Genomic DNA, 24184 nt, shown 5'->3' on the forward strand with positions numbered 1-24184 from the left:
TTTAGCCTGTAGCTCTGTAAGTAAGGCCGTATGATGTTATTTTTCATTTAACATGGTGCGGCCACTTGCTTAATATGGGCACACATAATGATCTGATTCGTGACCAAACAGACAAGCTTACATATACAGTGGAAAGAGAGTGGATAATTCGTATGACGATTCAGGCGATAATGTTTGATCTTGATGATACCCTTCTGTGGGATGAACGTAGTGTAGAAGAGGCATTTGATGCAGCATGTCAAACAGGCTCCCGAGAAACAGGCGCTGATCCGAAAATGCTGGAAGAAGCCGTACGCAAGGAAGCGCGCGCTTTGTATGAATCCTATGAAACCTTTAGTTTTACTCAAATGATTGGCATTAATCCGTTTGAAGGACTGTGGGCGAATTTTACAGCAGGTGAGCAACCTGAATTCCGTCAATTGGAACAGTTGGCTCCTGTTTATCGTAAGGAATCATGGCGCAGAGGGCTTCAGCAACTGGGGATAGATAATGAGGAGTTGGCGGAAAAGTTAGCTGCCCAATTTGCTTCGGAAAGACGTGCACGTCCACATGTATATGAAGAAACGTTTGGAATTCTGGACCAATTGAAGGGACAATACAAGCTGCTATTGCTGACAAATGGTTCCCCTGATCTACAACAGGAGAAGCTGGATGGAGTTCCTCAATTGGCTCCTTTTTTTGATCATGTTGTCATTTCCGGTTCTTTTGGTCGGGGCAAGCCTGATCCTTCTATATTCCAGCATGCTTTGGGACTTCTAGGAATTGAACCTGGACAAGCTTTAATGGTAGGAGATAAGCTGACGACTGATATTCAAGGGGCTTTGTCAGCTGGTGTACATTCGGTGTGGTTGAATCGGAACGATAAAACCAATATTACAGAGATCAAGCCGAAGTTCCAAATCAAGCATTTGTCTGAGTTGCATGGAATTATTCAATCTTTAAAGTAAATAATCTACAGTCTTCTAAACAAGTATAAAGAAAACTCCCTTCGCTCGATATGCTACAGAGCAGAGGGAGTTTTCTTATTGACACAATACATCGTAATTATGCTGTAGTGAATGTTGGATCTTCGAACGGTTCAGCAATCCATCCATTTTCTTCGATGAACAAGCGGACTGCGACGATCTTTTGATTTTCCATTAAAGTGAAGAAGTGCGGTGTATTTTCAGGAACAGAAATAACGTCGCCTGGTGAAAGCTCTACATTAAAATAGCCGATCTCTTCAGAGCCTTTAATGATAAAAATCCCTTTACCAGCAACAATGGCGCGGATTTCATCCTCGGTATGGGTGTGAATTTGCTCGAACTTGGCCAGCAGCTCCTCCAAATTCGGCGTTGCTTCAGATAAAGTGATGACGTCCCAGATTTTATATCCGCGACGTGCGGCTAAATCTTTGATTTCAGGTTCAAATGTTTTAAGAACAGCGGCTTTTTGATCATCTGTCAAAGTAAAGTTTTCTTGCAGCTCCCCTGGCAGCTTGGAAGCATCCCAGTGTTCATACAATACCTGGTAGCTCTCCAAAAATTCACGTACTCGCTCTTCACCGCTAATTCGCTCATTCGTATTGCGTATAAAAATTTCTGCCATGCACAAATCCCTCTTTTCCACTTGGATTAATGTTGTATAAAGAATACCATGTCTTAACCAGTTGTACAATACAGGCTGAAGCATTTATATGGGAACGACTATAGCAATACGATACAGTTTAAAGACGTTCGTCTATAACGAAGCATACTACAAAAATAGATCAGCTAAGTCGTTTGTAAAGAAGAATAGCCTGCATAAAACGTATGTTTTTACTTCAATCTATCTAAATGATACGGTTTCTGCTAAACTAGGATTTAACGTTTTGCGGGGGTGAAGAAATTTTGGATAAAGTTAGCTTGCAGGATGCGTTACAACGAAGAATACTCCTTCTTGATGGGGCTATGGGCACTATGATTCAGCAGGAAGACCTTTCTGCCGCTGATTTTGGTGGGGAAGAGTTAGAAGGCTGCAACGAGATGTTGGTCTTAACAAGACCGGATGTCATTCAAGGGATTCATGAAGCATACTTGGAGGCCGGAGCAGACCTGATTGAAACGAATACATTTGGAGCGACATCCGTCGTTTTGGCGGATTACGATATACCAGAACGTGCCCGTGAAATTAATCTGGTGGCGGCCAAACTGGCGCGTAACGCGGTGGATAAGTACAGCACTGCGGACAAGCCTCGTTTTGTTGTAGGAGCTATGGGTCCAACTACAAAAACCTTGTCTGTCACAGGCGGTGTTACATTTGTAGAGCTGATTGAAAGCTATCAGGAGCAGGCTTTGGCGCTTATTGAAGGTGGGGTAGATGTTCTTCTGTTGGAGACCTCACAGGATACGCTTAACGTTAAGGCAGGTAGCATTGGAATTCGTCAGGCTTTTGAGCAGACAGGGATTGAGCTTCCATTAATGATTTCTGGCACGATTGAGCCGATGGGAACAACGTTGGCCGGACAAAACATCGAATCCTTCTGCATATCACTCGAACATTTAAATCCAATCTCGATTGGACTGAATTGTGCTACAGGTCCAGAGTTTATGCGTGATCATATTCGTTCTTTGTCTGAAATGTCCTCTGCAGCTATTAGCTGTTATCCAAATGCGGGCTTGCCCGATGAAAATGGTCAATACCATGAATCGCCGGATTCATTAGCTCGTAAAATGGCTGCTTTCGCTGAAAAAGGCTGGTTGAATATTGCGGGAGGCTGTTGCGGTACTACTCCAGAGCATATAAGAGTAATGAGTGAAAGTATGGCGCAGTTTGAGCCTCGTCAGCTCGTAGGTCATCATCCTCCTGCCGTATCAGGCATTGAGCCTGTGTATATTGAACAGGATAATCGTCCGTATATGGTTGGTGAGCGAACGAATGTTCTGGGTTCTCGGAAATTCAAGCGTTTGATCGTGGAAGGCAAATATGAAGAGGCGTCTGAAATTGCCCGCGCTCAGGTAAAAAGCGGAGCACATGTCATTGATATTTGTGTGCAAGATCCGGACCGTGATGAAATGATAGATATGGAAGCGTTCTTGAAACTGGTTGTAAACAAGGTGAAAGTACCATTGGTGATTGATACCACGGATATTAAAGTTATCGATAAAGCACTTCAATATTCGCAAGGTAAGGCAATTATTAACTCCATTAATTTGGAGGATGGTGAAGAGAAATTTGAGAAAATGGCTCCTATTATTCATAAATACGGGGCTGCTGTTGTTGTCGGAACGATTGATGAACGTGGACAGGCAATTGGGCGTGAGGATAAGCTCGAGGTAGCTAAGCGTTCTTATGATCTGTTGGTGAACCGTTACGGTCTGGCAGCGGAGGATATAATTTTTGATACGCTCGTATTCCCAGTAGGAACAGGGGATGAGCAATATATCGGTTCGGCTAAGGAAACGATTGAGGGCATACGTATCATTAAAGAAGCGCTTCCCGGGGTTCATACCATATTGGGCATCAGTAACGTATCCTTTGGCTTACCGGAAGCGGGTCGTGAAGTGCTCAATTCTGTCTATTTGTACGAATGCACCAAAGCGGGACTGGATTATGCAATTGTAAATACGGAGAAGCTTGAACGCTATGCATCGATCCCCGAGCATGAACGGAAATTGGCGGAAGACCTGATCTATAAAACAAATGACGATACGTTATCTGCATTTGTAGCAGCTTTCCGTAACAAGAAAGTGGAGAAAAAAGAGAAGATATCAAACCTTTCGCTCGAAGAACGGCTGGCTTCCTATGTAGTGGAGGGAAGTAAGGAGGGACTGATCCCGGATCTGGAGCAAGCGCTCGCTAAATATTCTTCTCTGGAGATTATTAACGGACCGCTAATGAAAGGGATGGAAGAAGTAGGACGTTTGTTTAACAACAACGAACTGATTGTTGCGGAGGTTCTGCAAAGCGCTGAAGTAATGAAAGCATCCGTGGCTTATTTAGAACCGTTCATGGAGAAGAATGAGTCCTCAGTAAAAGGTAAGATTTTGTTGGCTACGGTTAAAGGTGATGTGCATGATATAGGTAAGAATTTGGTGGAGATTATTCTATCCAACAATGGTTACCATATTGTAAATCTGGGTATAAAAGTACCACCAGAACGCATCATTGAAGCTTATCGTGAAGAAAAGGCTGACATGATCGGCCTGTCCGGTCTGCTTGTTAAATCGGCACAACAAATGGTGCTAACCGCGCAGGATTTGAAAAATGCGAACATTGATATTCCAATAATGGTTGGTGGAGCTGCCTTAACGCGTAAGTTTACTAAAAATCGTATTCGTCCTGAGTATGATGGGCTGGTAGCGTATGCGAAAGATGCTATGGATGGACTGGATATTGCCAATAAGCTTATGGACCCTGAGTCCCGTAAAAAAATGGCCGAGGACATGAAGGCTGAGCAGGAGGCGGAAGCGGCAACGGTCGTGGAGGCCAAGCCGCTCCCTAAGCTAACTCGGGCTGTACGCTCTAACATTGCTCAGGATTTGCCCGTCTATATCCCGCCGGATACGGATCGCCATGTACTGCGTAACTACCCACTGAATTATATTCTGCCTTATGTGAATATGCAGATGCTAATGGGGCATCATCTTGGCTTAAAAGGCAATGTTGAGCAACTGCTAGCTTCGGGGGACCCGAAAGCGATTCAGTTGAAGGAAACCGTAGACAGCATCATGTTTGAAGCTGTTACAGACGGAATTATTCAGTCGAGTGCTATGTATCGGTTCTTCCCAGCTCAGTCCCAAGGAAACCAAATTCTAATCTATGATCCATCGGATGTAAGCAAGGTACTGCACACATTTACGTTTCCACGTCAGCAGGTAGAGCCTTATCTATGTCTGGCTGATTTTTTGAAATCAGTGGAATCAGGGGTTATGGACTATGTAGGTTTTATGGTTGTTACCGCTGGTCATGGCATTCAAAAGCTATCTACCCAATGGAAAGACAACGGAGATTATCTGCGCTCACATGCACTTCAAGCAGTAGCGCTCGAAGTGGCAGAAGGGTTAGCAGAACGGCTTCACCATATTATCAGGGATAGCTGGGGTTTCCCGGACCCTGCCGATATGACGATGAAACAGCGGCACGGCGCCAGATATCAAGGTATACGGGTATCCTTTGGCTATCCGGCATGTCCGGATCTGGAGGATCAGGGACCGTTGTTCCAATTGTTAAAACCTGAGGACATTGGCGTTGAGCTAACGGAAGGGTTTATGATGGAACCGGAGGCTTCAGTATCAGCCATGGTGTTCAGCCACCCTCAGGCGCAGTATTTTAACGTCGAAAAGGTTTAACACCTTTATCAGATGGGATAGCAAAAACCCTCCGAGCTTCGGAGGTTTTTTGCTGGTCAGCAGGAAGAAGGTAAATGTCATGGAATTATATTTTCTCGGTACAAATGCAGGGGTACCTACAATTCAGCGAAATGTAACGTCCATTGCTCTTCGTTTACTGGAGGAACGAAGAAGCATGTGGTTGTTTGACTGCGGTGAAGGTACTCAACAGGAGGTATTGCGTTCGCCGCTCAAGCTGAGCAGACTTGAAAAAATATTTATCACTCATTTGCATGGGGATCATCTTTTTGGTCTGCCGGGCCTTTTGTCGAGCAGGGCATATCAGGGAGGTACGGCACCTCTGACGGTATATGGACCGCCTGGTCTTCAGCAATATATTGAGCTATCTTTAGGGATCAGCCAATCTCGTATCAATTACCCACTACATATTGTGGAGCATACGGGCGGGGTTCTGTTCGATGACGGTCAATTTCGGGTGGAATCAGCTTTGTTGGATCATCGGATCGACAGTTATGGCTACCGAATTGTAGAAATGGATAAGCCCGGTAAGCTTAACCAAGAACTGTTAGAGCGATACGGGATCAAGCCTGGCCCAGTGTACGGTAAATTAAAGCGTGGAGAAAGTGTGGAAGTAGAGGGTGGAGTTATTCTGCATCCTCAGGATGTATTGGGTTCACCTAAAAAAGGGCGGATCGTCACTATTTTAGGTGACACGAGACCTTGTCCGAATACAGTAGTGCTGGCACGAGATGCAACTGTCGTCGTTCATGAAGCCACATTTCTGCATGATCTGGCGGATACGGCGTACGATTATCATCATAGTACGGCGCTTCAGGCAGCGGAAGCTGCCAAAGCCGCAGGCGCGGGGCAGTTAATTATGACGCATTTTAGTTCTAGGTATAAAGATCAAGAGCAGCTTCAGCCTTTGCTGGAGGAAGCGCGAAGCCTATTCCCCAATTCATTGCTTGCGGAGCAGCATGTGTTGTTACCGGTACCTGATATCGGTCAATAAATGATTGGAGAGAAGATATGTGCATAGGTGCCGGGGCTTGCTCCGGTGCTTTTCTTTTTCCTAGAAATTATTTTCCGGGAAAGCGCAGGATGCGACAAGAGGTGAGACGGGCATTAGTATGGGATGAACGAAATTGTTATACCACATATGGAGGCATGTCATATTGGAGCTTCTATATATCGAATTTAAAGGATTTAGTTGCTTGAGTACGCCAAGGAAATACAGGGAATTTCCTTTGAAGACGTAGCATCTTCGATGAGATTCGACGAAGAAATGATCTTATGCTATGTGGAAGCGACGGCTTTTAGCGAGGGATGACGCTATTTTGGATGGTTTACCAGCAATACATGGACTTCATAAGCATTTTTGACTTAAGATAGATGAGAGGAATGGAAATGACCGATTATTTAATGCCCTAAGTAATTCAGGTGGTTAAATAAAAAGGAGAATACCATTCATGGGGTGAATTATTATTTTCAATGTTATGATGTATGAAATGAAGCGGGGGAGGGGATTGCGATAAAATCGTTACTAATTGATCTGGATGGAACACTTTATCATGGAAATCGGATGATCAAGGGTGCGGATCTGTTCATTTCGCGATTGCGTTCAGAGCATATACCTTATGCATATGTCACCAACAATGCTTCACGCACACCCGAATCGGTGGCCGAGCATTTGATTGGTATGGGAATTGAAGCAGCTAGTCATGAAGTATATACTTCAGCGTTAGCAGCTGCACAATATGTTGCACAGCAAAGCCCTGGAGCTCATGTATATTGTATTGGTGAAACGGGATTACGCGAGGCACTCACAGGGGCTGGCTTGCAGCTTGTTCAGAATCATCCTGATTATGTGGTACAGGGGATAGATCGTCAATTTACATATGAAACGCTGGCAGCTGCCATGCGTTGGATTCGTGAGGGAGCTACATTTATTTTGACAAATCCGGATCTACAATTGCCTTCGCATGACGGGCTTACACCAGGTGCAGGTACCATTGGAGCTGCCATTGAAGCTGCTTCACAGGTCAAACCGGTCGTCATCGGCAAGCCTTCAAGCGTGCTAATGAATTATGCACTAAATCGCTTGAGCATTAGAGCGGATGAAGCTCTGGTTGTGGGCGATAATATGCTTACAGATATTGCGGCAGGTGCAGCAGCAGGTTGTAAAACAGCTCTGATTCTGACGGGTGTGACGACTCGCGCTAATATGGATGAACATATTCGTGCCGTTGGAGTAAAACCTGACCTGATGTTTGAAAGTTTGGACGAACTGCAGGAATGGATGCAAAAGAGCTGAAATCATAAAAGGATATGACTTAGAAATATATGAGAATTCAAAGCTATGAGCTACGAAAGGAAAGATGTTGATATGCCGGAACTTCCTGAAATGGAAAACTACAGAATCTTATTATCAAAACAAATTTTGGACATTCCGATTACTGGAGTGGCGGTTAGCCGTGAAAAGTCCATTAATACTGAAGTGGAAACCTTTAAGAAGCAATTGCTGGGTGCGACCGTTGTATATTTAGAGCGTCGGGGCAAGCATTTGATTTTTCATTTAAATACGGGTAAACGGCTTGTGCTTCATCTCATGTTGGGAGGATTGTTGTATCTGGGAACGGAGGAGCAACGTCCAGACCGTACGGTTCAGATCGAATTGGATTTTAGCGGAGCGAAGCTTTATTTTATCGGACTGCGCTTAGGTTATCTGCACTTGCTGACGGCTAAAGAAACAGATGAAGCTTTGTCAGACCTGGGACCTGATCCGTTAGACCGTCGTATGACATTGGAAAATTTTACAGCACGTCTAAAAGGGCGACGGGGAATTTTGAAAACAACACTGGTAAACCAGCAGGTTTTTTCGGGGATTGGCAATTGCTATTCGGACGAAATTGCATATATCGCCGGATTTACACCGGGTTCCAAGGTGCAAAATATTGTGCAATCCCCAGAAAAAGTGGAGAAGCTATATCATGCTACTCAATCCGTACTTCGTGAAGCTACTGCGGAGGGCGGTTATATGGAAATGCCTCTAATGGAGGGAGACACGCTCACAGGTGGCTTTGATCATCAGTGTCGAGTATATGACCGTGAAGGAGAAGAATCTCCAAGCGGTGGGAAAATTGTAAGAGTCGAGCTGGCGGGGAAAAAAGCATTTTATTGCCCGGTGCAGCAGCATGATGCCTAAATTGCTTATCGGCTCTCACGTGAGTACGCGGGGTGGCTTTTCCAAAGCTGCTATACGTGCACGAGAGCAGGGAGGACGTTCATTTCAATATTTTCCGAAAAATCCTCGTAGTCTCAAGCTGAAGGAATGGAACTCCATAGATGCTGCTGCTTGTAAAGATTACTGCTCAGAGCACCAGCTTCAATCTATTGCTCATTCGCCCTATCCCGTTAATCCAGCTCATGGTCGCGAACGTGGTCAGGAACTTTATGAGTTGATGGTTGCTTCATTACGCAACGATTTGGATATTGCTGAAGCCTGTGGATCGAAGGGGATAGTTGTTCATTTTGGGCATATGCATTCGTCTGACCCGCTGGAGGGCTATCATAATATTATTAACTGTCTGAATGATGTGCTCGAAGGCTGGCAGGGAAATGCTAAAATATTAATTGAAAATCAAGCTGGGGATCACGGTCCCATGGGAACCACGCTCGAGGAAATGGTCCAAATTCGCCAATTGTGTCGAGATCCTGGCAGTATCGGATTTTGCCTGGATACTTGTCATGCGTATGCAGCAGGATTGTGGAACGGTGGAGTGGACGAGGCTTTGTTTGAAAAAGGGGACCGTCTCGGTTATTGGTCAGCGCTGTACGGAGTTCATTTGAATGATTCCAAACACCCGTATGGCTCTAAAAAAGACAGACATGCGCGCGTAGGGCAAGGTTACATTGGTATTGAAGGCATGCGCTGGATAACAGAACAAGAAGCTGTAAGAGGTATTCCCGTCGTTTTGGAGAGTGAGGCGGGACCTGATGGGACACATCAGGAGGACATTCGAATGATTCAAAGCTGGGAGTAAAAAATTATTTTAAATAAATAATAGTTATCTTAGAGGCTTATGTAAGCTTACTTTTTTGGGAAGAAGGGGGAGAAGTTGGTGTATTTGTTTATGGACGATTATCGACCTTGTCCTCCAGGTTTTAAGCTGGCAAGGGACGCGGATGAGTGTCTGCTTCTGCTTCATGAATACCCAATTTCGATACTATCGTTAGATTATGATTTGGGTCCGGGTCAACCGACGGGAAAGGATGTAGCTGCTGCTATTGCAAGTAAACAGTTATATCCGCGTGAAATTTACTTGCATTCCTCCAGTCCGCAGGGGCGGCGAGCCATGTATGAACTGCTTTATGCGAATAAGCCGGAGGGAGTCACTGTGCATAACGGGCCGATTCCTGAGGTGCGTATGCAAGAGATCATAAACGAGTCTAAGCGATGAAAGAGATCGGACAAAAAGAAGCACGCCGTGCCATATGGGAGGGATGCAAGCTGGCTTTGTTTGTATACACTCCCATGTGCGGAACATGCGCGGCAGCCCGTAGAATGTTAGAGGTAGCAGAGCATTTGCTCCCCGAAGGAGCAGTGGTGCAGAGCAACATTAACTATATTCCTGAACTGGTTCAGGAGTATCGGATTTCCAGTGTCCCCGCGCTTCTTATATATAATGGTGAAAACAAAAATCCTGAAATCATCTACAAAATGGAATCTGTAGAACACTTGCTGAGCAGGATAAGGAGCGTGATGGAATGATATCCATGAAGAACATTACATTACAGCGGGAAGAAAGACGTATCTTGGACGATGTAAGCCTAGAAATACGAGAAGGTGAACATTGGGCTATTCTGGGTCGAAATGGTTCCGGCAAAACAACATTGTTGGAAATGATGACAGGGTATATGTTTCCAAGTCGTGGTACGATTGAGGTGCTTGGGCAAACGTATGGTCAATGTGATGTGCGGGAAGTTCGCAAGCAGATCGGATACATTAGCCAGACATTACTGGAAAAGCTGGCGCTAAAAGATCCCGTTTGGGAAGTAGTAGCTACAGGTGCGTATGCTTTTTTGCGTTTTTATCAGGAGATTCCGACGGAGGCAAAAGAAAAAGCCGTATCTCTTTTGGAGGGTATGAATTTAGGCGATCTGATTCATCACCCGTTAGGTACCTTATCTCAAGGAGAACGTAAAAAGGTAATGCTGGCCCGCTCGCTGATGGCTGAACCTCGCCTACTGATAATGGACGAGCCTTGTGCCGGATTGGATTTATTTGAACGGGAAAAGATGTTGGTCGAGATTGATCGGCTTCGCAAGCGAGACTTATCAGTGGTCTATGTAACTCATCACATTGAGGAGATTGTCCCTCTCTTTACGCATGTTGCGTTGATTCGGGATGGCAAGGTCGCAGCTGCTGGATTGAAAAAAGAAGTTTTAACGAAAGAATTGATTATGCACACTTATGAAGTTCCAGTTGAGCTGGAATGGGATGGAGAACGTCCCTGGATCCGGGTGTGCGCTGGAGGGTAACGTTATTTTGGAGGAACTATACATGAATACAGATGAACAGAGTGAGTCCACTTTGTCGACATCGAGATTTGTTTGTACGGCCAACCATGGTTTTGCACCCTATGCTCAGGAGGAGCTTAGAAGATTATTTGGCTCTGTGAAAAGCACGATGCTTCTACCTGGTGAAATTTTTCTAGCAACATTACCTGCGCAAGAAAATGAGGCAGTGAAGACGATTACAGGTCAGCCACCGATGTTTCTACGTCACTTGTTTCCTGTTCATTTTCAGGAGGAAGGTACGGATCTGGTTCAAGTGCAAGAGCGTCTGGTTGCATTTATCCGTAACCGCAGGGAATTGATAGATCAACGTGTTTCTTTGCAAGTACGCAAAGGATCTAATAGCAGTTGGGCTGAAAGCGCAGGTGCGCTCAAGCTGGCTTTGAGTGAACAATTAAGTGATCTACCTATGGAATTGGTAGTACATGGCGCCGATGTTATTGTGTCCATTTTTGCAGATACAGATACGTGGTACGCAGGCGTATCACATCCTCAGGACAACCTATCAGATTGGAGCGGAGGTGCAGTTCGTTTTCAGAAGGAAGACGGACAGATCTCGCGTGCCAAATTCAAGCTACTGGAAGCAGAAGCAACGTTCGGCATTGATTTTAGCGCTTTCCATCAGGGACTGGATATTGGGGCAGCACCGGGTGGATGGACTTCCTTCTTGCTGGAGCGTGGACTGAAAGTTACAGCGGTTGATCCGGCCAAGATGGAGCCATCGCTGATGAAGTACGCCAATCTGACATTTTTGCGTAAAAATGCAAGTGAAGTCAAATTTAAAGAGAATTCGTTCGATCTGCTGGTTTGTGATATGAGTTGGAGTCCAAAACAGATGGCAAGGCTCGTTACTGATTTACTGTATAGTTTGCGGAGTGGTGGTACGGCTATCGTAACAGTCAAGCTAATGCATAAAAAGCCCTTGGCGCTTATTCATGATGTGATTGCTTCCTTTGAGGAGTCCGGCATGCAGATTCAGCGAGCCAAACAGCTTTTCCATAACCGAGATGAGATTACCCTGTATATGATCAAGTATGGAAAATAATTCTTTACAATAGATGCAGTGTGCTATATAATAAATCCAAATTGTTCCTTTAAAAAATATTTGTATTAAATCAAGGGAAAGCATCCCGCGAAAATTGTTTTCATGTCATTATGAAGACTTCATTTTGCGGTGGCTTTCCCTTTTTTGCGTTGTCTGCTTGTAGAAGGGAGGTAAGAGAATGATGAATCAACCATCACAATTAGAGTTCGGGTCAATTGTCGGTGAACGTTACCGAATTATTCGTACGTTAGGTTCGGGAGGCATGAGCCGCGTGTTCATGGCCGAAGATTTAAAGCTGCCGGGCAAGCATTGGGCAGTGAAGGAGTCGATTGCCGATCCAAAAATAATGAAGATTGTACGGACGGAAGCCGAAATGTTGATTTCGCTAAGCCATCCACGTTTACCGAGGATTGTTGATTTTTTTGAATATCCTCCATCTGGTGCGGTATATCTGGTTATGGACTACATCGAAGGAATTACACTGGAAGCATACATGAGGGGATACCAAGGCTGTATTCCACAGGAGCAAATCATTCCATTCGCTCTGCAGGTACTGGATGTACTTGATTATTTGCATACCCGCCAATTGCCAGTCATTTATCGGGACCTCAAGCCGGCGAATATTATGCTGACACCGGAAATGGAATTTAAACTGATCGATTTTGGGATAGCGAGGAGCTATAAGTCCGAGCTGGATCAGGATACGATAAAGCTGGGCACAGTGGGCTTTGCTGCCCCAGAGCAATATGGAACAGGACAGACGGATGCTCGCTCGGACCTGTACAGTCTAGGGGCGTTACTATTGTATCTATGTACAGGTGGTAAATATAGCGAGTGGACAGCAGGAGTTGAAGGGTATATTCGCGGGGAATTGCCTCGACATTTGATTCCGATAATTCGAAAGCTGCTGCGGCATCATCCTGAGGAACGATTTCAGTCTGCTGAGGAGGTCATTGGAGAACTGAGGCGCAGTGCTAATTTTCAGTCTGCTCAACCAGGGAAATCTGTTAGTAATGCTTCATCGGATTATGCTGGAACAAGGGTAGTGGCAGTGTTGGGTGTGTCTTCCGGCTCCGGTGCTACGCACACAGCAATTGCAGTGAGCCACTACTTGGCTCGAAAGACCCACTCCGTAGCCTTGGTTGAGCTGCATAGTACAGCTAAGGCATTTGCCCGACTGCAAGAAGTCGTGGAAGGCATACCTGTTGGACAAGCAAGTTCAAGTCGGCGTTTTGAAGTCGATGGAGTTCATTATTGGCGGCAAACATCTCGTGCAGATGTCATTTCCTTGCTGGGAGGATCCTACAGATTTATCGTACTGGACTTGGGGAATGGGCAGGACAATGAACGACTGGAAGAATTTTTGAGAGCCGATTATCCGCTAGTTGTTGGCTCAGGGGCCGAATGGAGAGTTCAGGATATAACGGGTCTAGCCCGATCTCTTCAGCGTCATCCGCAACACAAATGGAATTACTGCTTGCCATTGGCACCCTCGGGAGCTGTCCGCAGGTTACGAAAGGAGCTAGATCACGATAAAGTATTTGCGCTGCCGTTCCATTCAGATCCTTTCGAACGGGATGATGAAATGGATCAGGTATTGGACGAGCTTTTTCGTGGAGTCATTACAGACACTCGGAAAAGACGTTTCAGATTCCTTAAACAGCAGCACTAAATAGGCAGGTATATATCTAAAGAGGTAGGGGAGAAGCTGTGTGTCCAAGCTAAGAAAAAGCAGCAAACAAAAAATATACGCAGGTTGTGTTGGCGCGGGTATTGTAGGCATGATCTTTGTGGGCTACCTTATGGTGAATATCCATCAAATGAGTGAGATCAGGAAGCAGGCAAAGGTGGAGGCAGAGCAGAAATGGAAACTGTATGAACAAGAGCAACGGACTGCGAAAACAGGCTGGGCGGTTGTTCGTGACATTTCACCGGGCGAGCAGATTACATCTAATGATTTGAAGGGAATTAAGGTTCCTGGTTCTCAAGCCCCGTCTAATTTGTTGACAAATAAAAGTGAAGTTTCTCGCACTACAGCTAAGATAGAATTAAAAAAAGGAGCTGTGCTTACATCAGCTATGATTACTGCTGATGAACCCACACCTAAGGATCTACGCAACCGTGAGTTAAAAGTGGTGGTACTGCCCAGCAGTCTGAAGCCAGGGGACGAGGTAGATATTCGCATTCAATTTCCAACAGGTCAGGATTACATTCTATTATCCAAAAAGAAGATTTCTCGGCTAGAAGGCCCAACCGTATGGGTTACTATGAATGAGCAGGAAATACTATCCCTTTCGAGTGCTATTGTAGATGCCTATCTGCATAAAGCATCCATCTATGCTCTGACATATGTAGATCCCCAATTTCAGCCCAAGGCTATACCGACCTATCCGCCTAATGCACAGGTGTTAGCGTTAATGAATAGTGATCCGAATTTAGTCCGTGTTGCTGAACAAAAACTGTCAAAGCAGCTACGAAATTCTCTAGAAAATGCAATTAATTCATCAAACAATGTGATTTCGACACCTGTGGAAAAAGGTCTAAGTGAGGAGGTTGCAGCTCAGCATGCAGGCACAACTATTGAAGATGCAGTAAGTGGAATTGATGATACAGGGAGTGAGGAACAGGACCACGAAGAACAAACGAAGATTATAACGCAGGGTGGTAGCTCTGATCCGTATGCCAAATAAATGAGAGAAAAGGAACGGAAGTATGAAAACATGGATATTTGCCGGTCTTTGTGACAAAAGCGATACTTTATTATACATCAGCAGCGTATTGGCAGCTTCAGGCCAACAGGTACTGCTTGTGGACGCTACACTGCGGGGACAATATCGGTACAGCATAGGAATGCTCGATAAACCACTACCCATTACACAGTTTTGTGGATTCGATGTGGCGATTGGATTTACAGCATGGGAAGATCTGCATATCGGTATGCTGGCTGATCAAAAGGCAGAACAGACTTATGACATTGTTATTTTGGATGTAGAGCTACCTGATTTTTGTCCAATTTCTGTTTGGAAAATTTCGGAACTCCGGGTTTGGGTCAGTGATTATAGCCACATGCTAATGCACAGCGGACAGAATTGGCTTGAGCATTTGTTTGGCCAACCTGGATTTCCCAAAGATCTTGTATTTCACAAGCTATTTATACAGGCAGTGGATTGCGGTGTGGAGGAGGCGTATTTGTGGGAATACATGAATCGCTTTCCTGCCTTATGGCAACCAGAGCCGTATGTACTGCCATGGGATGAAGGACAGCTTGCTCTAAAGCTGGAAAATGAGCATAAAAAACAGCTTCTGTTAAAACCTCTATCCAGAATATATAAGAGAGAATTGTGCCGTTGTATTGGAGAATGGATGAGTTGGGAGATAAAAGAAAGTCGTCGTGCGCTAAAGCGTGCGGAAAGGAGGAGAGCATGAGCACCATTTTGTTTTGGAGCCCCACTAAGGGAGCGAGTGGAAGTAGCTCATTAGCGGCAGCAATAGCAATTACCATAGGTAATTTATATAGAGGAAGACTTTTGTTGACTCATTTGGGCCGTAGGCATACCGGTATTGAATCAGGATTTCCTATACAGGAGTATGGCATGGACAATCCAAGTCTACAGATTCAGGAAGGGGGCTGGGATGCTGTTTCACGTTTAGTTCTGAGAGGGACGCTGTCTAGAGAAAATATTCGTAACTATACGACACCTGTACTAGAACACACTCTGGATGTACTTGAGGGAACCTCTGCTTTTGGAGCTGCACCGCCGCTACTTTCCCCTGATCTTGTAAAAGTGGTAATTGATACAGCGAATCAATATTATGATTTAACGCTGATTGATGCAGGGAGTGGAGTAGGCTGGGGGGCTGTACAGCATGAAGCATGTGCACAAGCCAAACTGGCCGTTCTTTCGCTCACTCAGAATATGCGTGAGTTGGACGCTTATTTTGAATCTGTGTCTCCATTATCCACATATTCGTCATTACCCATATTAGTTGTCCTTGGAAAATATGATGTGCATTCACAAGCGAATGAAGCGAATATCCGCAGGAGATATGGCTACAAGGGTACTTTGCTTACAGTCCCTTACAGCACCGACTTTATGGATGCATGGAACCGCAGGGATGTGATTGGTCATGTGCAACGCGAGGTGCGAAGTGGAAAAGAGCAGCAACGTAAGCCTTTTATGTCTGTAGGATGGGCGCAGAGCATACGGCAGATTAGCAAAGCTATTCTGGAGGCGGCAGAGTCCGATCTTCGGCTCAAGGCTTTGGAGAGGGGCGCTTAATGCTGTCCGCTCATATGCTCAACGGATTAATTATTACCTGCATTGTGCTACTGTGCATCGTACTGATTATTTTTAAATATCAAGGAAATCTTCACTCGCAACATTCAGCTCTTCGGGTAGAACCAAAGAGCGAAGATGCCACATTCGAAACATTGATAGAGTATATCAAAAATGCGCTTCATGAACTAAGTCATAGCCAGATGGCGGATGCCGGATTACATGAAGAGGAATATAGGCGGCGTATCCATCAAAGGGCAGAACTACGAAGGGCGTTAAAGGACTGTGCCAATGGCAGCAGTGGAGATAAACGTTTTGTTAAAAATCTGATGAGTGAGCTTCTGATTAACGGTTACGGATTGAACGAGAAAATCGCCGATACTGTTATGCCATTCTCCAGACCTGAGTTGTTTAGCACACAAGATCAATTCGAAATTATTTTTTACCAATATCAGCAGAAATTTGGCGCGGATGCATTATCACGTTTGCTGGATACTTATGACTTAGCCGAAATGAGGTATTCACAGCAAGGTGAAGAGGATGGAAGCTATTTCGTAACGACAGAGGATATCCGCTATATCTATGACTGTGAATACCGTTTCCTTTCCTTTATGGAGAAAGTGGATATTATTGTGCAGCGGATTTATCAACATTACAAAGGTTTTTCTGTCATTGATGATATTCGTGACCAGAGAATCGATGGTGTAAGTGGGGGTGTAAGTGGTGTGCCGGAAGGGAGTATTTCTTCATCACCACAGTGGCCTTCAGATAGGTATGCATTTGAACAAACCTCTGCGCCCATAATGAATGGATATGAGAGTGTATGGATTTTCTACAAAGGTAAAACTATCCACCTTTCATTCCTCTCCTTTGGATCGGAACGTGAGCTTAAAAGGGTATGTCAAAATATTTACAAATACAATTACCCAGGACAGCTCTCTGAAGCGAATGGTTATAAGGTCAATGAAATGAAGGATGGATCACGGGTAGTAGTAGTGCGCCCTCCTTTCTCTGAATCATGGGCTTTCTTTGTTCGTAAATTTGATATTCAAAGCGCTTCGCTCGAACAGTTAATTAGGGGACAAAACGCTGATGTTCCAATCCAGCTACTATCATATCTAATGAAAGGCAGTCGGATTACTGCAATTACAGGTGCGCAGGGTTCAGGTAAGACAACATTGTTAATGGCGATGGTCAAGCATATTTACGCTTCGTATACGCTTCGCGTTCAGGAAATGGCCTTTGAACTGCATCTACGCAGCATTTACAGTCGCCGTAATATTCTTACTTTTCGAGAAACAGATCACATTTCAGGGCAACAAGGTCTTGACTTGCAGAAAAAAACAGATGGAACCGTTAATATTCTAGGCGAAGTAGCGAGTGATGAAGTAGCTGCTTGGATGATTCAAATGTCGCAGGTTGCTAGTTTGTTTACTATTTTTACTCACCATGCTAAAACATTTCGTGATCTTGTATTTTCACTTCGTAATTCACTGCTCAAAACAGGAGTATTTCAGCATGAAGGTATTGCTGAAGAACAGGTAGTGCATGTCATTAACTTTGATGTTCATCTCAAGCGTGATGCGCAAGGGCGGCGTTATATCGAACGGATCACAGAATGTGTACCGCGTAACCCAGAGCATACGAATGTAGGTCCCAATGCTTCATCGAGCTATAGCTACCGCCATGTTATGGAATATCGAAATGGAAGCTATATACCAATGGAGCCCTTAACAGCTAAAAGTGTAGAAGAAATGTGTGAGCAGATGAATGCAAACGATGCGGCAGATTTCCGCAGTTTTTTGACCCGCTATTGGGAGGAAGACTATGAGTCTTAAAGAAATTTTATTGTGGGTTTTGCTTATATCAGGTGGGGGATTTGCAGTTCTATATACAGCTTTGTATGGGTTGCATAAGCATAAGAGCTATGCAGTCTTCAGAGGTAGAATTTATTCTGTACAGGAAGCACGAAAGGGAAAAGCGGTACTTCAACGGGAACTTCAAACTTTAATGCATAAATTGTATACGCTGTGTATGAGGGTCCCTATCACAGCTGGATACATCACAAGTGTACGTAAGCGACTAGCTGGTCAGCATGCATACGATGAGTATAAGCTTCGTCTGCAGACCATGAAGATGATACTGTTCATTTGGGGGGCTTTTGCTTGCAGCGGCGTTGTGCTATTGATGATGAAACCAGGAATAGAGTTTGCTGTATTGGCCGTTTTATGCGGAGTGGTAATCAACAGCCTTATTATAGACGTGACCACTAGTCAAATGGAAAAAAGGCTACTTGGGCAAATGATCGAATTGTTCGCCAATGTACGTCATCACTATCATCAGCACGGTATGGTGGAAGAAGCCATATCCGAAGCAGCCGATTTAGCAGAGGCAGAGGCTGGAAGACATGCACGGCTCATCCATGAGGCGCTGACAGATGCTGATCCCCACGAGGCCCTCGAAAGATATTATGAATCAGCTCCAAATCGGTTTTTAAAAGCCTTTGCTGGTATCTCGTATATGGTCATGGAGTTTGGTGATCGGGTTGAGGATGGTAGTTCCATTTATTTAAAGGGGCTAAGCAGTCTTGCACGCGAAATCCAGTTGGACTTGCTGAGGAGAAATAAACTGGACTACCTGCTAAAAAGTTTAAACGTGATCGCTCTGGCCCCTGTTTTCTTTACTACCCCAATCGAGAGATGGGCGAGATCCAGCTTTCCATCCATGGATGAGTTTTATCAGGGGAAATTGGGTTATATCACAAAATTGACCGTTTACATTGTTATCATCCTATCCTACTTTCTGTTACAGAAACTGCAACAGTCCGACGAGACAGGATATCGTGCGGGTAAAGGGCGGAGGGTGTGGGAGCAGAGGTTATATCGTATGCCCATCATTCGTAATATGGTGGAATCTCTAATTCCTCGGCAGCATATGTCATCTTATTTCCAGATAACCCGACTCTTAAAGGAAAGTGGTGCGGAGGTAAAGCTCGAGTGGCTCTACATACGCAGAATTGCTCTTTTTATCTTAGGATTAGTGCTTAGTATTAGTACTATATTTGTTTTACATGGAGCTGAAAAAACGCTTATCCTTCACGCGCCAGTACAATCGGGGCGAATGTTTGGACGTTTAAGTCCGACAGAGGAAAAGGAAGCTTTGAAGCAGAGTGAGATTGACCGTAAAATCATGCAAATGTTGAACATGAAAGCGGACAGCACATACGAGCGAACGTACGCTTCTTTAGAACATTATGCTAATGGCACAGCTACTCCCGAGCAGCTATCAAGGAATACTCATCGAATTCTCCAAAAACTGAAAGATTGGAATGAAGAATATATAAAGTGGTGGGAAGTACTGATTAGTATGATTGCAGGGTATGTAGCCTACCAAATGCCCATACTTTTATTATATTTGCAACGGAAAATGCGTCATTTGGACATGAAGCATGAGGTCTATCAGTTTCAAACGGTTATTTCCATTTTACGGGTTATGGAACGAATGTCTGTCGAGGAAATATTGGAGTGGCTGAATAGATTTTCAGTAATCCTCAAAAGACCTCTGCAAAAATGTCTGCTTCATTATGAACATGGGCCAGAGGCGGCTCTCGATTTGTTGAAAGAAGAAGCACCTTTGCCGGAATTTCAACGTCTGGTGGACAAGCTCCATTTATCTTTGGGTAAAATTACCATTAGAGAGGCATTTGATGATTTGGAATCCCATATGTCCTACTATTTTGAACAAAGAAAACAGGAGTATGAAAAAATAATAGACAGCAAGGCGATCTGGGGGAGGATGATTGGTTTTGCCCCAATGTATGGTCTTATCTTTTTATATTTGGTAATTCCACTGATTGGAATGAGCTTTGTTCAAATGGATAGCTATTATGAGCAAATACAAAAAATTCAGTAAGTAAGTTCAATAATGCTTAACCAATATTACTAGTTGAGGAGAGAAAAAGATGAATAATGCATCAACGGCATTAAAGGTAGCCGCTGGGATTTTTTTGACTATCGCACTAATCACAATTGTAGTTATACTGTTTATCTCAGCTCAGGAAGCCACTAAAACGGCACAAAACAATTTCGCCGATATCCAGACCGAATTGTCTCAAGCCTCTTTTACGGTATACGACGGCACAACGATTAGCGGCTCCCAGGTAACCAATGCGCTGCGGAAGTTTCAAGGAAAGGACCAGTTCGGTATTCAAATTAAAACTGGCAAAAACATGTCAGGACAGTGGTACGGAAATGCTCTGAACGTTAGTCCAGACAGTGAGCAGTATGGCGCTGTGAATGGCGGCAACGATAAGACGGGAAAGATCGCGAATACACTGAATGAAAAGGAGAATGAATATGTAAATCCAAGTGGTAAATTCAAGGCTGAAATCGTTAAAGACAAATCTAACGTGGTACGTGGGTTGTTGTTTACCCAGTCTTAAGTAGTACAGCAAGAATAATAGTCATAAGGGAGATGTGAGCATGTCTGATCACGCTTCAAGTATGCTGCGGCTTGGTGTGTCAGTTATTCTATTTGTAACCGCATGTGCAGCAGCAGCAAACTTGTCCAGTCAACTGGATAGCGCACTGGAATTAAGGTCGCAGCAGGAGGAGCAATCTGAGGGACGAATCTCCCGTACTATAGGGGTGGAGACGCCGCAACGGATTAAAGGGACTCAAGTCATTCAGACCATTCGCTTGAACTTGCAGGAGGGGATTTCGGTTCAAGTTGACGGTTCAGAGTACGATGTATATTCTGAACCGTTTGAGCCTGATGTATCTACCTTGGATGCTTCCTCTATATATGCCATGTACTCACAGCGTAATGGGAATGGAGACATAACATCTGTACGTTTTGAGAAATTGGGGGAGGACTGAAGTGGTTCAAACAATATCTAAGCTGTTGGGAGCACTGCTAGCTGTATTACTTTTGTACATCGTACCCGCAGCTCAAGCTGCTGAACGGCAGGATGATATATCCGGGTTAAATACATATCATTCGACTGTACATTTTGTTGATATGGTAAGAACCAAAGGTTACATTACACCGACGATGTATAACGATTTTGTACGTGATCTGGAGCTGACAGGCAATACGTACGAAGTTGATTTGGAGCATATGCACAAAAAATATGTACCGAATTATGCAGATGCGGCGAAGCCAGACAGTTTTCTGGGTAATTATGAAGTTGTATACGATGGTTACTATAACCCGCAAATCTTACCTGTACTGTTTCCTGATCATTCGCAGCCCAAGTCGGAACAGATACGTCGGTATACCTTGATGGCCGGTGATTATTTTACAGTACGATTATATAATACGAATCGGACTCCTGCGGATTTATACAAATCATGGCTTCTGGGTGGAATAGATAACGATAAGCCGGCAGTTTCAGCTTCTTACGGGGGCATGGTTTTGAATGAAGATTACTGATTTTGCAGTTATATTTATCCTACTCTTTTTGCCCTTTGGTGTGGTTAGTGATTTACGAGTGCAGAATCAGCGTGAAGTACAGCAGCTAGAAATGAAATATACGTCTGCTCTCCGTACCGCAGTTCAGGATGCAGGTGTTGTGCTCTCACAGAATGAACGTCAGGAACGCGAGACCGGATATGGATCAGATAAGTTTTTTCGTGTAGATAAAGAAGAAGCGCTGGCCACGTTCTTGCACACTTTCTTCCTTAATATGGGCACTGATGGGGATACAGCAGCACAACGTGCGTTATTGAATTACATACCAGCTATTGTGATACTGGATTATGATGGTTATTATACGTTCGCTTCATCATCCTATAAAGATGCGTATGGACAAGCGGTTATAGGCCCCAAGTGGAGCGAAAAAAAGCCTTATGCCTATGTTGATTCCGCAGGCAATAGTGTGGGATTCACCCTGGATAATTATCTACATGCCTATGATGCGCAGAATCACAGATGGGTGGAGGGGTTTCAAAAAGAGCTTGAGGGTCAGACCCCCATTTCGTTACTGAACAATTCATTAACCTTTGAGCAAATACGCCGTTCCACCATTGTTCGCACCATTCAGGAAGATCTGGCTCGACTGATTAATGTCCATAACGAAAAAGCAGCACGGAATGGCATTTCCTATACGTTCACCCTACCACTCATTTCACAAGAGGAGTGGTATAACACAATAGATGATGTGGGTATGATCGCGTTTATCCAAGGTATTCCAGTTGGAGACAGGTATTACAATAACTATGGGTTTGGTGGTGGAAGAGTCGTCCGAAAGCAATCTATTATTGGTGGCATAGAACCGGGTACTGGAATGAAATATTTTTATAGAGATTCATATCCAACCCCTTTTCAAGCGACTGAGCGTTTTACGGATGAAAAATCTGCGGCAGCTGCTGGTTATTTTGAGTACCAATATCATAACAGCTTAAAATAATCACCCTCCGGGGTGGGTTTCGTATTATTAGGTCAACCAAAAGGTTGGCCTGTTTTAATAGGAGGTTAATATGACGTTAGCCGGGAAGAACTTTGTTTTGAAATGGGCAGAGAAATAGACGAATCTCCAAGCCAAGCCGATAGCCAATAGAAGCAGTGCCAGCCTAGTCTTTTGCCTTTTTGGTCACTGCTTTTTTAAAGAGTGAGTCAAATAAATGGAATTTAATACTCGACTTACCGGGCGAGTTCCAAAGAAGATGATACCAATTGGAAGTATATGGTATTAAATGTAACTTTAAGTAATAACGTCTTTTGAAGTGAAGGACGAAAACGCTTGTGAATATTTTTGTCTTGGCATCAATTAGGCTTTTGCCTATTGTTGAAGGTTTTTTAGTCCTTTATATAGGCAGCCGCATATGATAAGTAAACACTGAATCAAATAAAGGAGAATGAGTATGTACCATAAATCATGCCATCACTTTCCATGGCATATTCCTATGTATAACAGCTGTAATTACAATTATCGGAGTTATGATCCTCAATACTACAATTGGTATAATAACGACAGTAATCTCTATGAAAAGACAATATTAAGAGATTATGGACAAAGTCCATTTGTAGTGAATATTGACCAGGCTGCAAAACAAAACAAAAATTATCGTACCGCTATATGGACAGGAAAACATTTACAAGTGACTCTGATGAGCATTAATGTTGGCGATGATATCGGTTTAGAAGCTCATCCAACAACTGATCAATTCATACGTATTGAAGAAGGTCAGGGACTTGTTCAAATGGGGGATAGGAAAGACCAATTAGATTTTCAAGTGATGGCCTATGATGGCTATGCAATTATGATACCTGCTGGAAAATGGCACAATGTAATTAATACAGGAAATATGCCCCTTAAGATATACGTTATCTATGCACCGCCTGAGCATCCATTTGGAACAGTTCATGAATCAAAAGAAATTGCCATGTCTGCTGAAAGATAAATAAATCCAATTATATTTTATTTTATTTCTTCCCGGTCCGGAACCCAGGCCGGGATAATTACATTTTCTCCATTTTATTATTCCTTCGATACTCATGAGGACTGTCTACATAGAGTTCTGTTTTTTAATTGTTATTAGAACTTATCAATTATTAAGGTATTCATTATTTGGAATTGTAAGCTTATGTATACTAACTTCAACGCTGTTCCAACATTTTAGAACTAAGCTTGAAGCTTAAATTGCCAAAAGAAGCAAAGAAACTCTTTATGTACCTACCGAAGAGGAGATTAAGCGCTACTTCGATATGATTTAGCAAGCGAAAAACCTTCAAGACATATTGATTGTCAATACGTTGCTATTTACCGACTTTTGGGAAGCGAGTTGACCAATATCAAGTTGGCCGATGTCGATTTCTACTACTTTCAAATCCGGATTAATAAGGGCAATGAGGGCAAAAAAATAAGCCATGTCCTTAGCGTATATTTTCATTAAAATGTTGGTGGACCCCTTGACTAACATTAGCTGGTTTTCTTTTTTTAGGCCACTCCATCTGAAAACCTTAAAATTCGCTGT

The 24184-nt window shown here is 43.8% G+C and carries 23 protein-coding genes; 21 read left to right on the forward strand and 2 right to left on the reverse strand.

Features of this window, described 5'->3' with window-relative positions:
* The first annotated feature begins 152 nt into the window (after positions 1 to 152).
* A complete protein-coding gene (locus G7035_RS21625) occupies positions 153 to 947 on the forward strand; it encodes an HAD family hydrolase (protein WP_182096066.1) in 795 nt (264 codons plus the stop codon).
* Positions 948 to 1044: 97 nt separating this feature from the next.
* Here G7035_RS21625 and G7035_RS21630 read toward each other — a convergent pair whose 3' ends face one another.
* The gene (locus G7035_RS21630) at positions 1045 to 1587 is read right to left on the reverse strand and encodes a 1,2-dihydroxy-3-keto-5-methylthiopentene dioxygenase (protein ID WP_019687427.1); all 543 of its coding nucleotides are present in this window, start codon (positions 1585 to 1587) and stop codon (positions 1045 to 1047) included.
* Positions 1588 to 1868: 281 nt separating this feature from the next.
* Here G7035_RS21630 and metH point away from each other — a divergent pair, with 281 nt between their 5' ends.
* From metH to G7035_RS21730, 20 genes are all read left to right on the forward strand, one after another.
* Positions 1869 to 5309 (forward strand): methionine synthase, encoded by a 3441-nt coding sequence (gene metH, locus G7035_RS21635; RefSeq protein ID WP_049789222.1) that lies wholly within the window; start codon positions 1869 to 1871, stop codon positions 5307 to 5309.
* Positions 5310 to 5388: 79 nt separating this feature from the next.
* Positions 5389 to 6321 (forward strand): ribonuclease Z, encoded by a 933-nt coding sequence (gene rnz / locus G7035_RS21640; RefSeq protein ID WP_019687425.1) that lies wholly within the window; start codon positions 5389 to 5391, stop codon positions 6319 to 6321.
* A gap of 570 nt (positions 6322 to 6891) precedes the next feature.
* Complete coding sequence (locus tag G7035_RS21645; RefSeq protein WP_049789221.1) at positions 6892 to 7623, forward strand: HAD-IIA family hydrolase; 732 nt, start codon at positions 6892 to 6894, stop codon at positions 7621 to 7623.
* A gap of 72 nt (positions 7624 to 7695) precedes the next feature.
* A complete protein-coding gene (locus G7035_RS21650; RefSeq protein ID WP_026065468.1) occupies positions 7696 to 8514 on the forward strand; it encodes an Fpg/Nei family DNA glycosylase in 819 nt (272 codons plus the stop codon).
* Complete coding sequence (locus G7035_RS21655) at positions 8504 to 9352, forward strand: deoxyribonuclease IV (protein ID WP_029515048.1); 849 nt, start codon at positions 8504 to 8506, stop codon at positions 9350 to 9352. Before G7035_RS21650 ends, G7035_RS21655 begins: the two co-directional genes overlap by 11 nt.
* A 78-nt stretch (positions 9353 to 9430) precedes the next feature.
* Positions 9431 to 9769, forward strand: coding sequence for a cyclic-phosphate processing receiver domain-containing protein (locus tag G7035_RS21660; protein ID WP_016821941.1), 339 nt, complete (start codon positions 9431 to 9433; stop codon positions 9767 to 9769).
* Positions 9766 to 10080: a thioredoxin family protein gene (locus tag G7035_RS21665; RefSeq protein ID WP_016821940.1), complete on the forward strand. Its 315-nt coding sequence runs from the start codon at positions 9766 to 9768 to the stop codon at positions 10078 to 10080. The genes G7035_RS21660 and G7035_RS21665 overlap by 4 nt, the downstream gene beginning before the upstream one ends.
* On the forward strand, positions 10077 to 10850 hold the full coding sequence (locus G7035_RS21670) for an ABC transporter ATP-binding protein (protein ID WP_017427705.1): 774 nt from the start codon (positions 10077 to 10079) through the stop codon (positions 10848 to 10850). The genes G7035_RS21665 and G7035_RS21670 overlap by 4 nt, the downstream gene beginning before the upstream one ends.
* Before the next feature lie 22 nt (positions 10851 to 10872).
* A complete protein-coding gene (locus G7035_RS21675; RefSeq protein WP_019687423.1) occupies positions 10873 to 11931 on the forward strand; it encodes a 23S rRNA (cytidine(2498)-2'-O)-methyltransferase RlmM in 1059 nt (352 codons plus the stop codon).
* A gap of 178 nt (positions 11932 to 12109) precedes the next feature.
* Positions 12110 to 13603, forward strand: a complete 1494-nt coding sequence (locus G7035_RS21680) for a serine/threonine protein kinase (RefSeq protein ID WP_019687422.1) — start codon at positions 12110 to 12112, stop codon at positions 13601 to 13603.
* 40 nt (positions 13604 to 13643) lie between these two features.
* Complete coding sequence (locus tag G7035_RS21685; RefSeq protein WP_019687421.1) at positions 13644 to 14621, forward strand: SAF domain-containing protein; 978 nt, start codon at positions 13644 to 13646, stop codon at positions 14619 to 14621.
* 22 nt (positions 14622 to 14643) lie between these two features.
* Complete coding sequence (locus G7035_RS21690) at positions 14644 to 15357, forward strand: hypothetical protein (RefSeq protein ID WP_016821935.1); 714 nt, start codon at positions 14644 to 14646, stop codon at positions 15355 to 15357.
* Positions 15354 to 16211, forward strand: coding sequence for a hypothetical protein (locus tag G7035_RS21695; RefSeq protein ID WP_019687420.1), 858 nt, complete (start codon positions 15354 to 15356; stop codon positions 16209 to 16211). Before G7035_RS21690 ends, G7035_RS21695 begins: the two co-directional genes overlap by 4 nt.
* Complete coding sequence (locus tag G7035_RS21700) at positions 16211 to 18046, forward strand: ATPase, T2SS/T4P/T4SS family (RefSeq protein ID WP_019687419.1); 1836 nt, start codon at positions 16211 to 16213, stop codon at positions 18044 to 18046. Before G7035_RS21695 ends, G7035_RS21700 begins: the two co-directional genes overlap by 1 nt.
* On the forward strand, positions 18036 to 20120 hold the full coding sequence (locus G7035_RS21705) for a hypothetical protein (RefSeq protein ID WP_019687418.1): 2085 nt from the start codon (positions 18036 to 18038) through the stop codon (positions 20118 to 20120). Before G7035_RS21700 ends, G7035_RS21705 begins: the two co-directional genes overlap by 11 nt.
* 49 nt (positions 20121 to 20169) lie before the next feature.
* Positions 20170 to 20649 carry a hypothetical protein gene (locus G7035_RS21710; protein ID WP_019687417.1) on the forward strand — a complete coding sequence of 160 codons (480 nt, stop codon included), beginning with the start codon at positions 20170 to 20172 and terminating at the stop codon, positions 20647 to 20649.
* Positions 20650 to 20689: 40 nt separating this feature from the next.
* Positions 20690 to 21085 (forward strand): hypothetical protein, encoded by a 396-nt coding sequence (locus G7035_RS21715; protein WP_016821929.1) that lies wholly within the window; start codon positions 20690 to 20692, stop codon positions 21083 to 21085.
* Between the two features lies 1 nt (position 21086).
* Positions 21087 to 21641: a hypothetical protein gene (locus G7035_RS21720; protein WP_019687416.1), complete on the forward strand. Its 555-nt coding sequence runs from the start codon at positions 21087 to 21089 to the stop codon at positions 21639 to 21641.
* Positions 21628 to 22617: a hypothetical protein gene (locus G7035_RS21725; RefSeq protein ID WP_019687415.1), complete on the forward strand. Its 990-nt coding sequence runs from the start codon at positions 21628 to 21630 to the stop codon at positions 22615 to 22617. Before G7035_RS21720 ends, G7035_RS21725 begins: the two co-directional genes overlap by 14 nt.
* Positions 22618 to 23071: 454 nt before the next feature.
* Positions 23072 to 23611: a cupin domain-containing protein gene (locus G7035_RS21730; RefSeq protein WP_019687414.1), complete on the forward strand. Its 540-nt coding sequence runs from the start codon at positions 23072 to 23074 to the stop codon at positions 23609 to 23611.
* Positions 23612 to 23938: 327 nt separating this feature from the next.
* On the opposite strand, the gene G7035_RS27520 is transcribed toward G7035_RS21730, so the two are convergent.
* Positions 23939 to 24100, reverse strand: a complete 162-nt coding sequence (locus G7035_RS27520) for a hypothetical protein (RefSeq protein ID WP_230877331.1) — start codon at positions 24098 to 24100, stop codon at positions 23939 to 23941.
* Between the last annotated feature and the right edge of the window lie 84 nt (positions 24101 to 24184).

The organism is Paenibacillus polymyxa, from assembly GCF_015710975.1.
Lineage (GTDB): Bacteria > Bacillota > Bacilli > Paenibacillales > Paenibacillaceae > Paenibacillus > Paenibacillus polymyxa.

What these genes read in the sequence shown, in the direction of transcription:
- G7035_RS21625 (WP_182096066.1), top strand. Translation starts at nt 153, where the DNA reads ATGACGATTCAGGCGATAATGTTTGATCTTGATGATACCCTTCTGTGG.
- G7035_RS21630 (WP_019687427.1), bottom strand. Translation starts at nt 1,587, where the DNA reads ATGGCAGAAATTTTTATACGCAATACGAATGAGCGAATTAGCGGTGAA.
- rnz (WP_019687425.1), top strand. Translation starts at nt 5,389, where the DNA reads ATGGAATTATATTTTCTCGGTACAAATGCAGGGGTACCTACAATTCAG.
- G7035_RS21645 (WP_049789221.1), top strand. Translation starts at nt 6,892, where the DNA reads ATGATCAAGGGTGCGGATCTGTTCATTTCGCGATTGCGTTCAGAGCAT.
- G7035_RS21650 (WP_026065468.1), top strand. Translation starts at nt 7,696, where the DNA reads ATGCCGGAACTTCCTGAAATGGAAAACTACAGAATCTTATTATCAAAA.
- G7035_RS21655 (WP_029515048.1), top strand. Translation starts at nt 8,504, where the DNA reads ATGATGCCTAAATTGCTTATCGGCTCTCACGTGAGTACGCGGGGTGGC.
- G7035_RS21665 (WP_016821940.1), top strand. Translation starts at nt 9,766, where the DNA reads ATGAAAGAGATCGGACAAAAAGAAGCACGCCGTGCCATATGGGAGGGA.
- G7035_RS21670 (WP_017427705.1), top strand. Translation starts at nt 10,077, where the DNA reads ATGATATCCATGAAGAACATTACATTACAGCGGGAAGAAAGACGTATC.
- G7035_RS21675 (WP_019687423.1), top strand. Translation starts at nt 10,873, where the DNA reads ATGAATACAGATGAACAGAGTGAGTCCACTTTGTCGACATCGAGATTT.
- G7035_RS21680 (WP_019687422.1), top strand. Translation starts at nt 12,110, where the DNA reads ATGATGAATCAACCATCACAATTAGAGTTCGGGTCAATTGTCGGTGAA.
- G7035_RS21690 (WP_016821935.1), top strand. Translation starts at nt 14,644, where the DNA reads ATGAAAACATGGATATTTGCCGGTCTTTGTGACAAAAGCGATACTTTA.
- G7035_RS21695 (WP_019687420.1), top strand. Translation starts at nt 15,354, where the DNA reads ATGAGCACCATTTTGTTTTGGAGCCCCACTAAGGGAGCGAGTGGAAGT.
- G7035_RS21700 (WP_019687419.1), top strand. Translation starts at nt 16,211, where the DNA reads ATGCTGTCCGCTCATATGCTCAACGGATTAATTATTACCTGCATTGTG.
- G7035_RS21705 (WP_019687418.1), top strand. Translation starts at nt 18,036, where the DNA reads ATGAGTCTTAAAGAAATTTTATTGTGGGTTTTGCTTATATCAGGTGGG.
- G7035_RS21710 (WP_019687417.1), top strand. Translation starts at nt 20,170, where the DNA reads ATGAATAATGCATCAACGGCATTAAAGGTAGCCGCTGGGATTTTTTTG.
- G7035_RS21715 (WP_016821929.1), top strand. Translation starts at nt 20,690, where the DNA reads ATGTCTGATCACGCTTCAAGTATGCTGCGGCTTGGTGTGTCAGTTATT.
- G7035_RS21725 (WP_019687415.1), top strand. Translation starts at nt 21,628, where the DNA reads ATGAAGATTACTGATTTTGCAGTTATATTTATCCTACTCTTTTTGCCC.
- G7035_RS21730 (WP_019687414.1), top strand. Translation starts at nt 23,072, where the DNA reads ATGTACCATAAATCATGCCATCACTTTCCATGGCATATTCCTATGTAT.
- G7035_RS27520 (WP_230877331.1), bottom strand. Translation starts at nt 24,100, where the DNA reads ATGAAAATATACGCTAAGGACATGGCTTATTTTTTTGCCCTCATTGCC.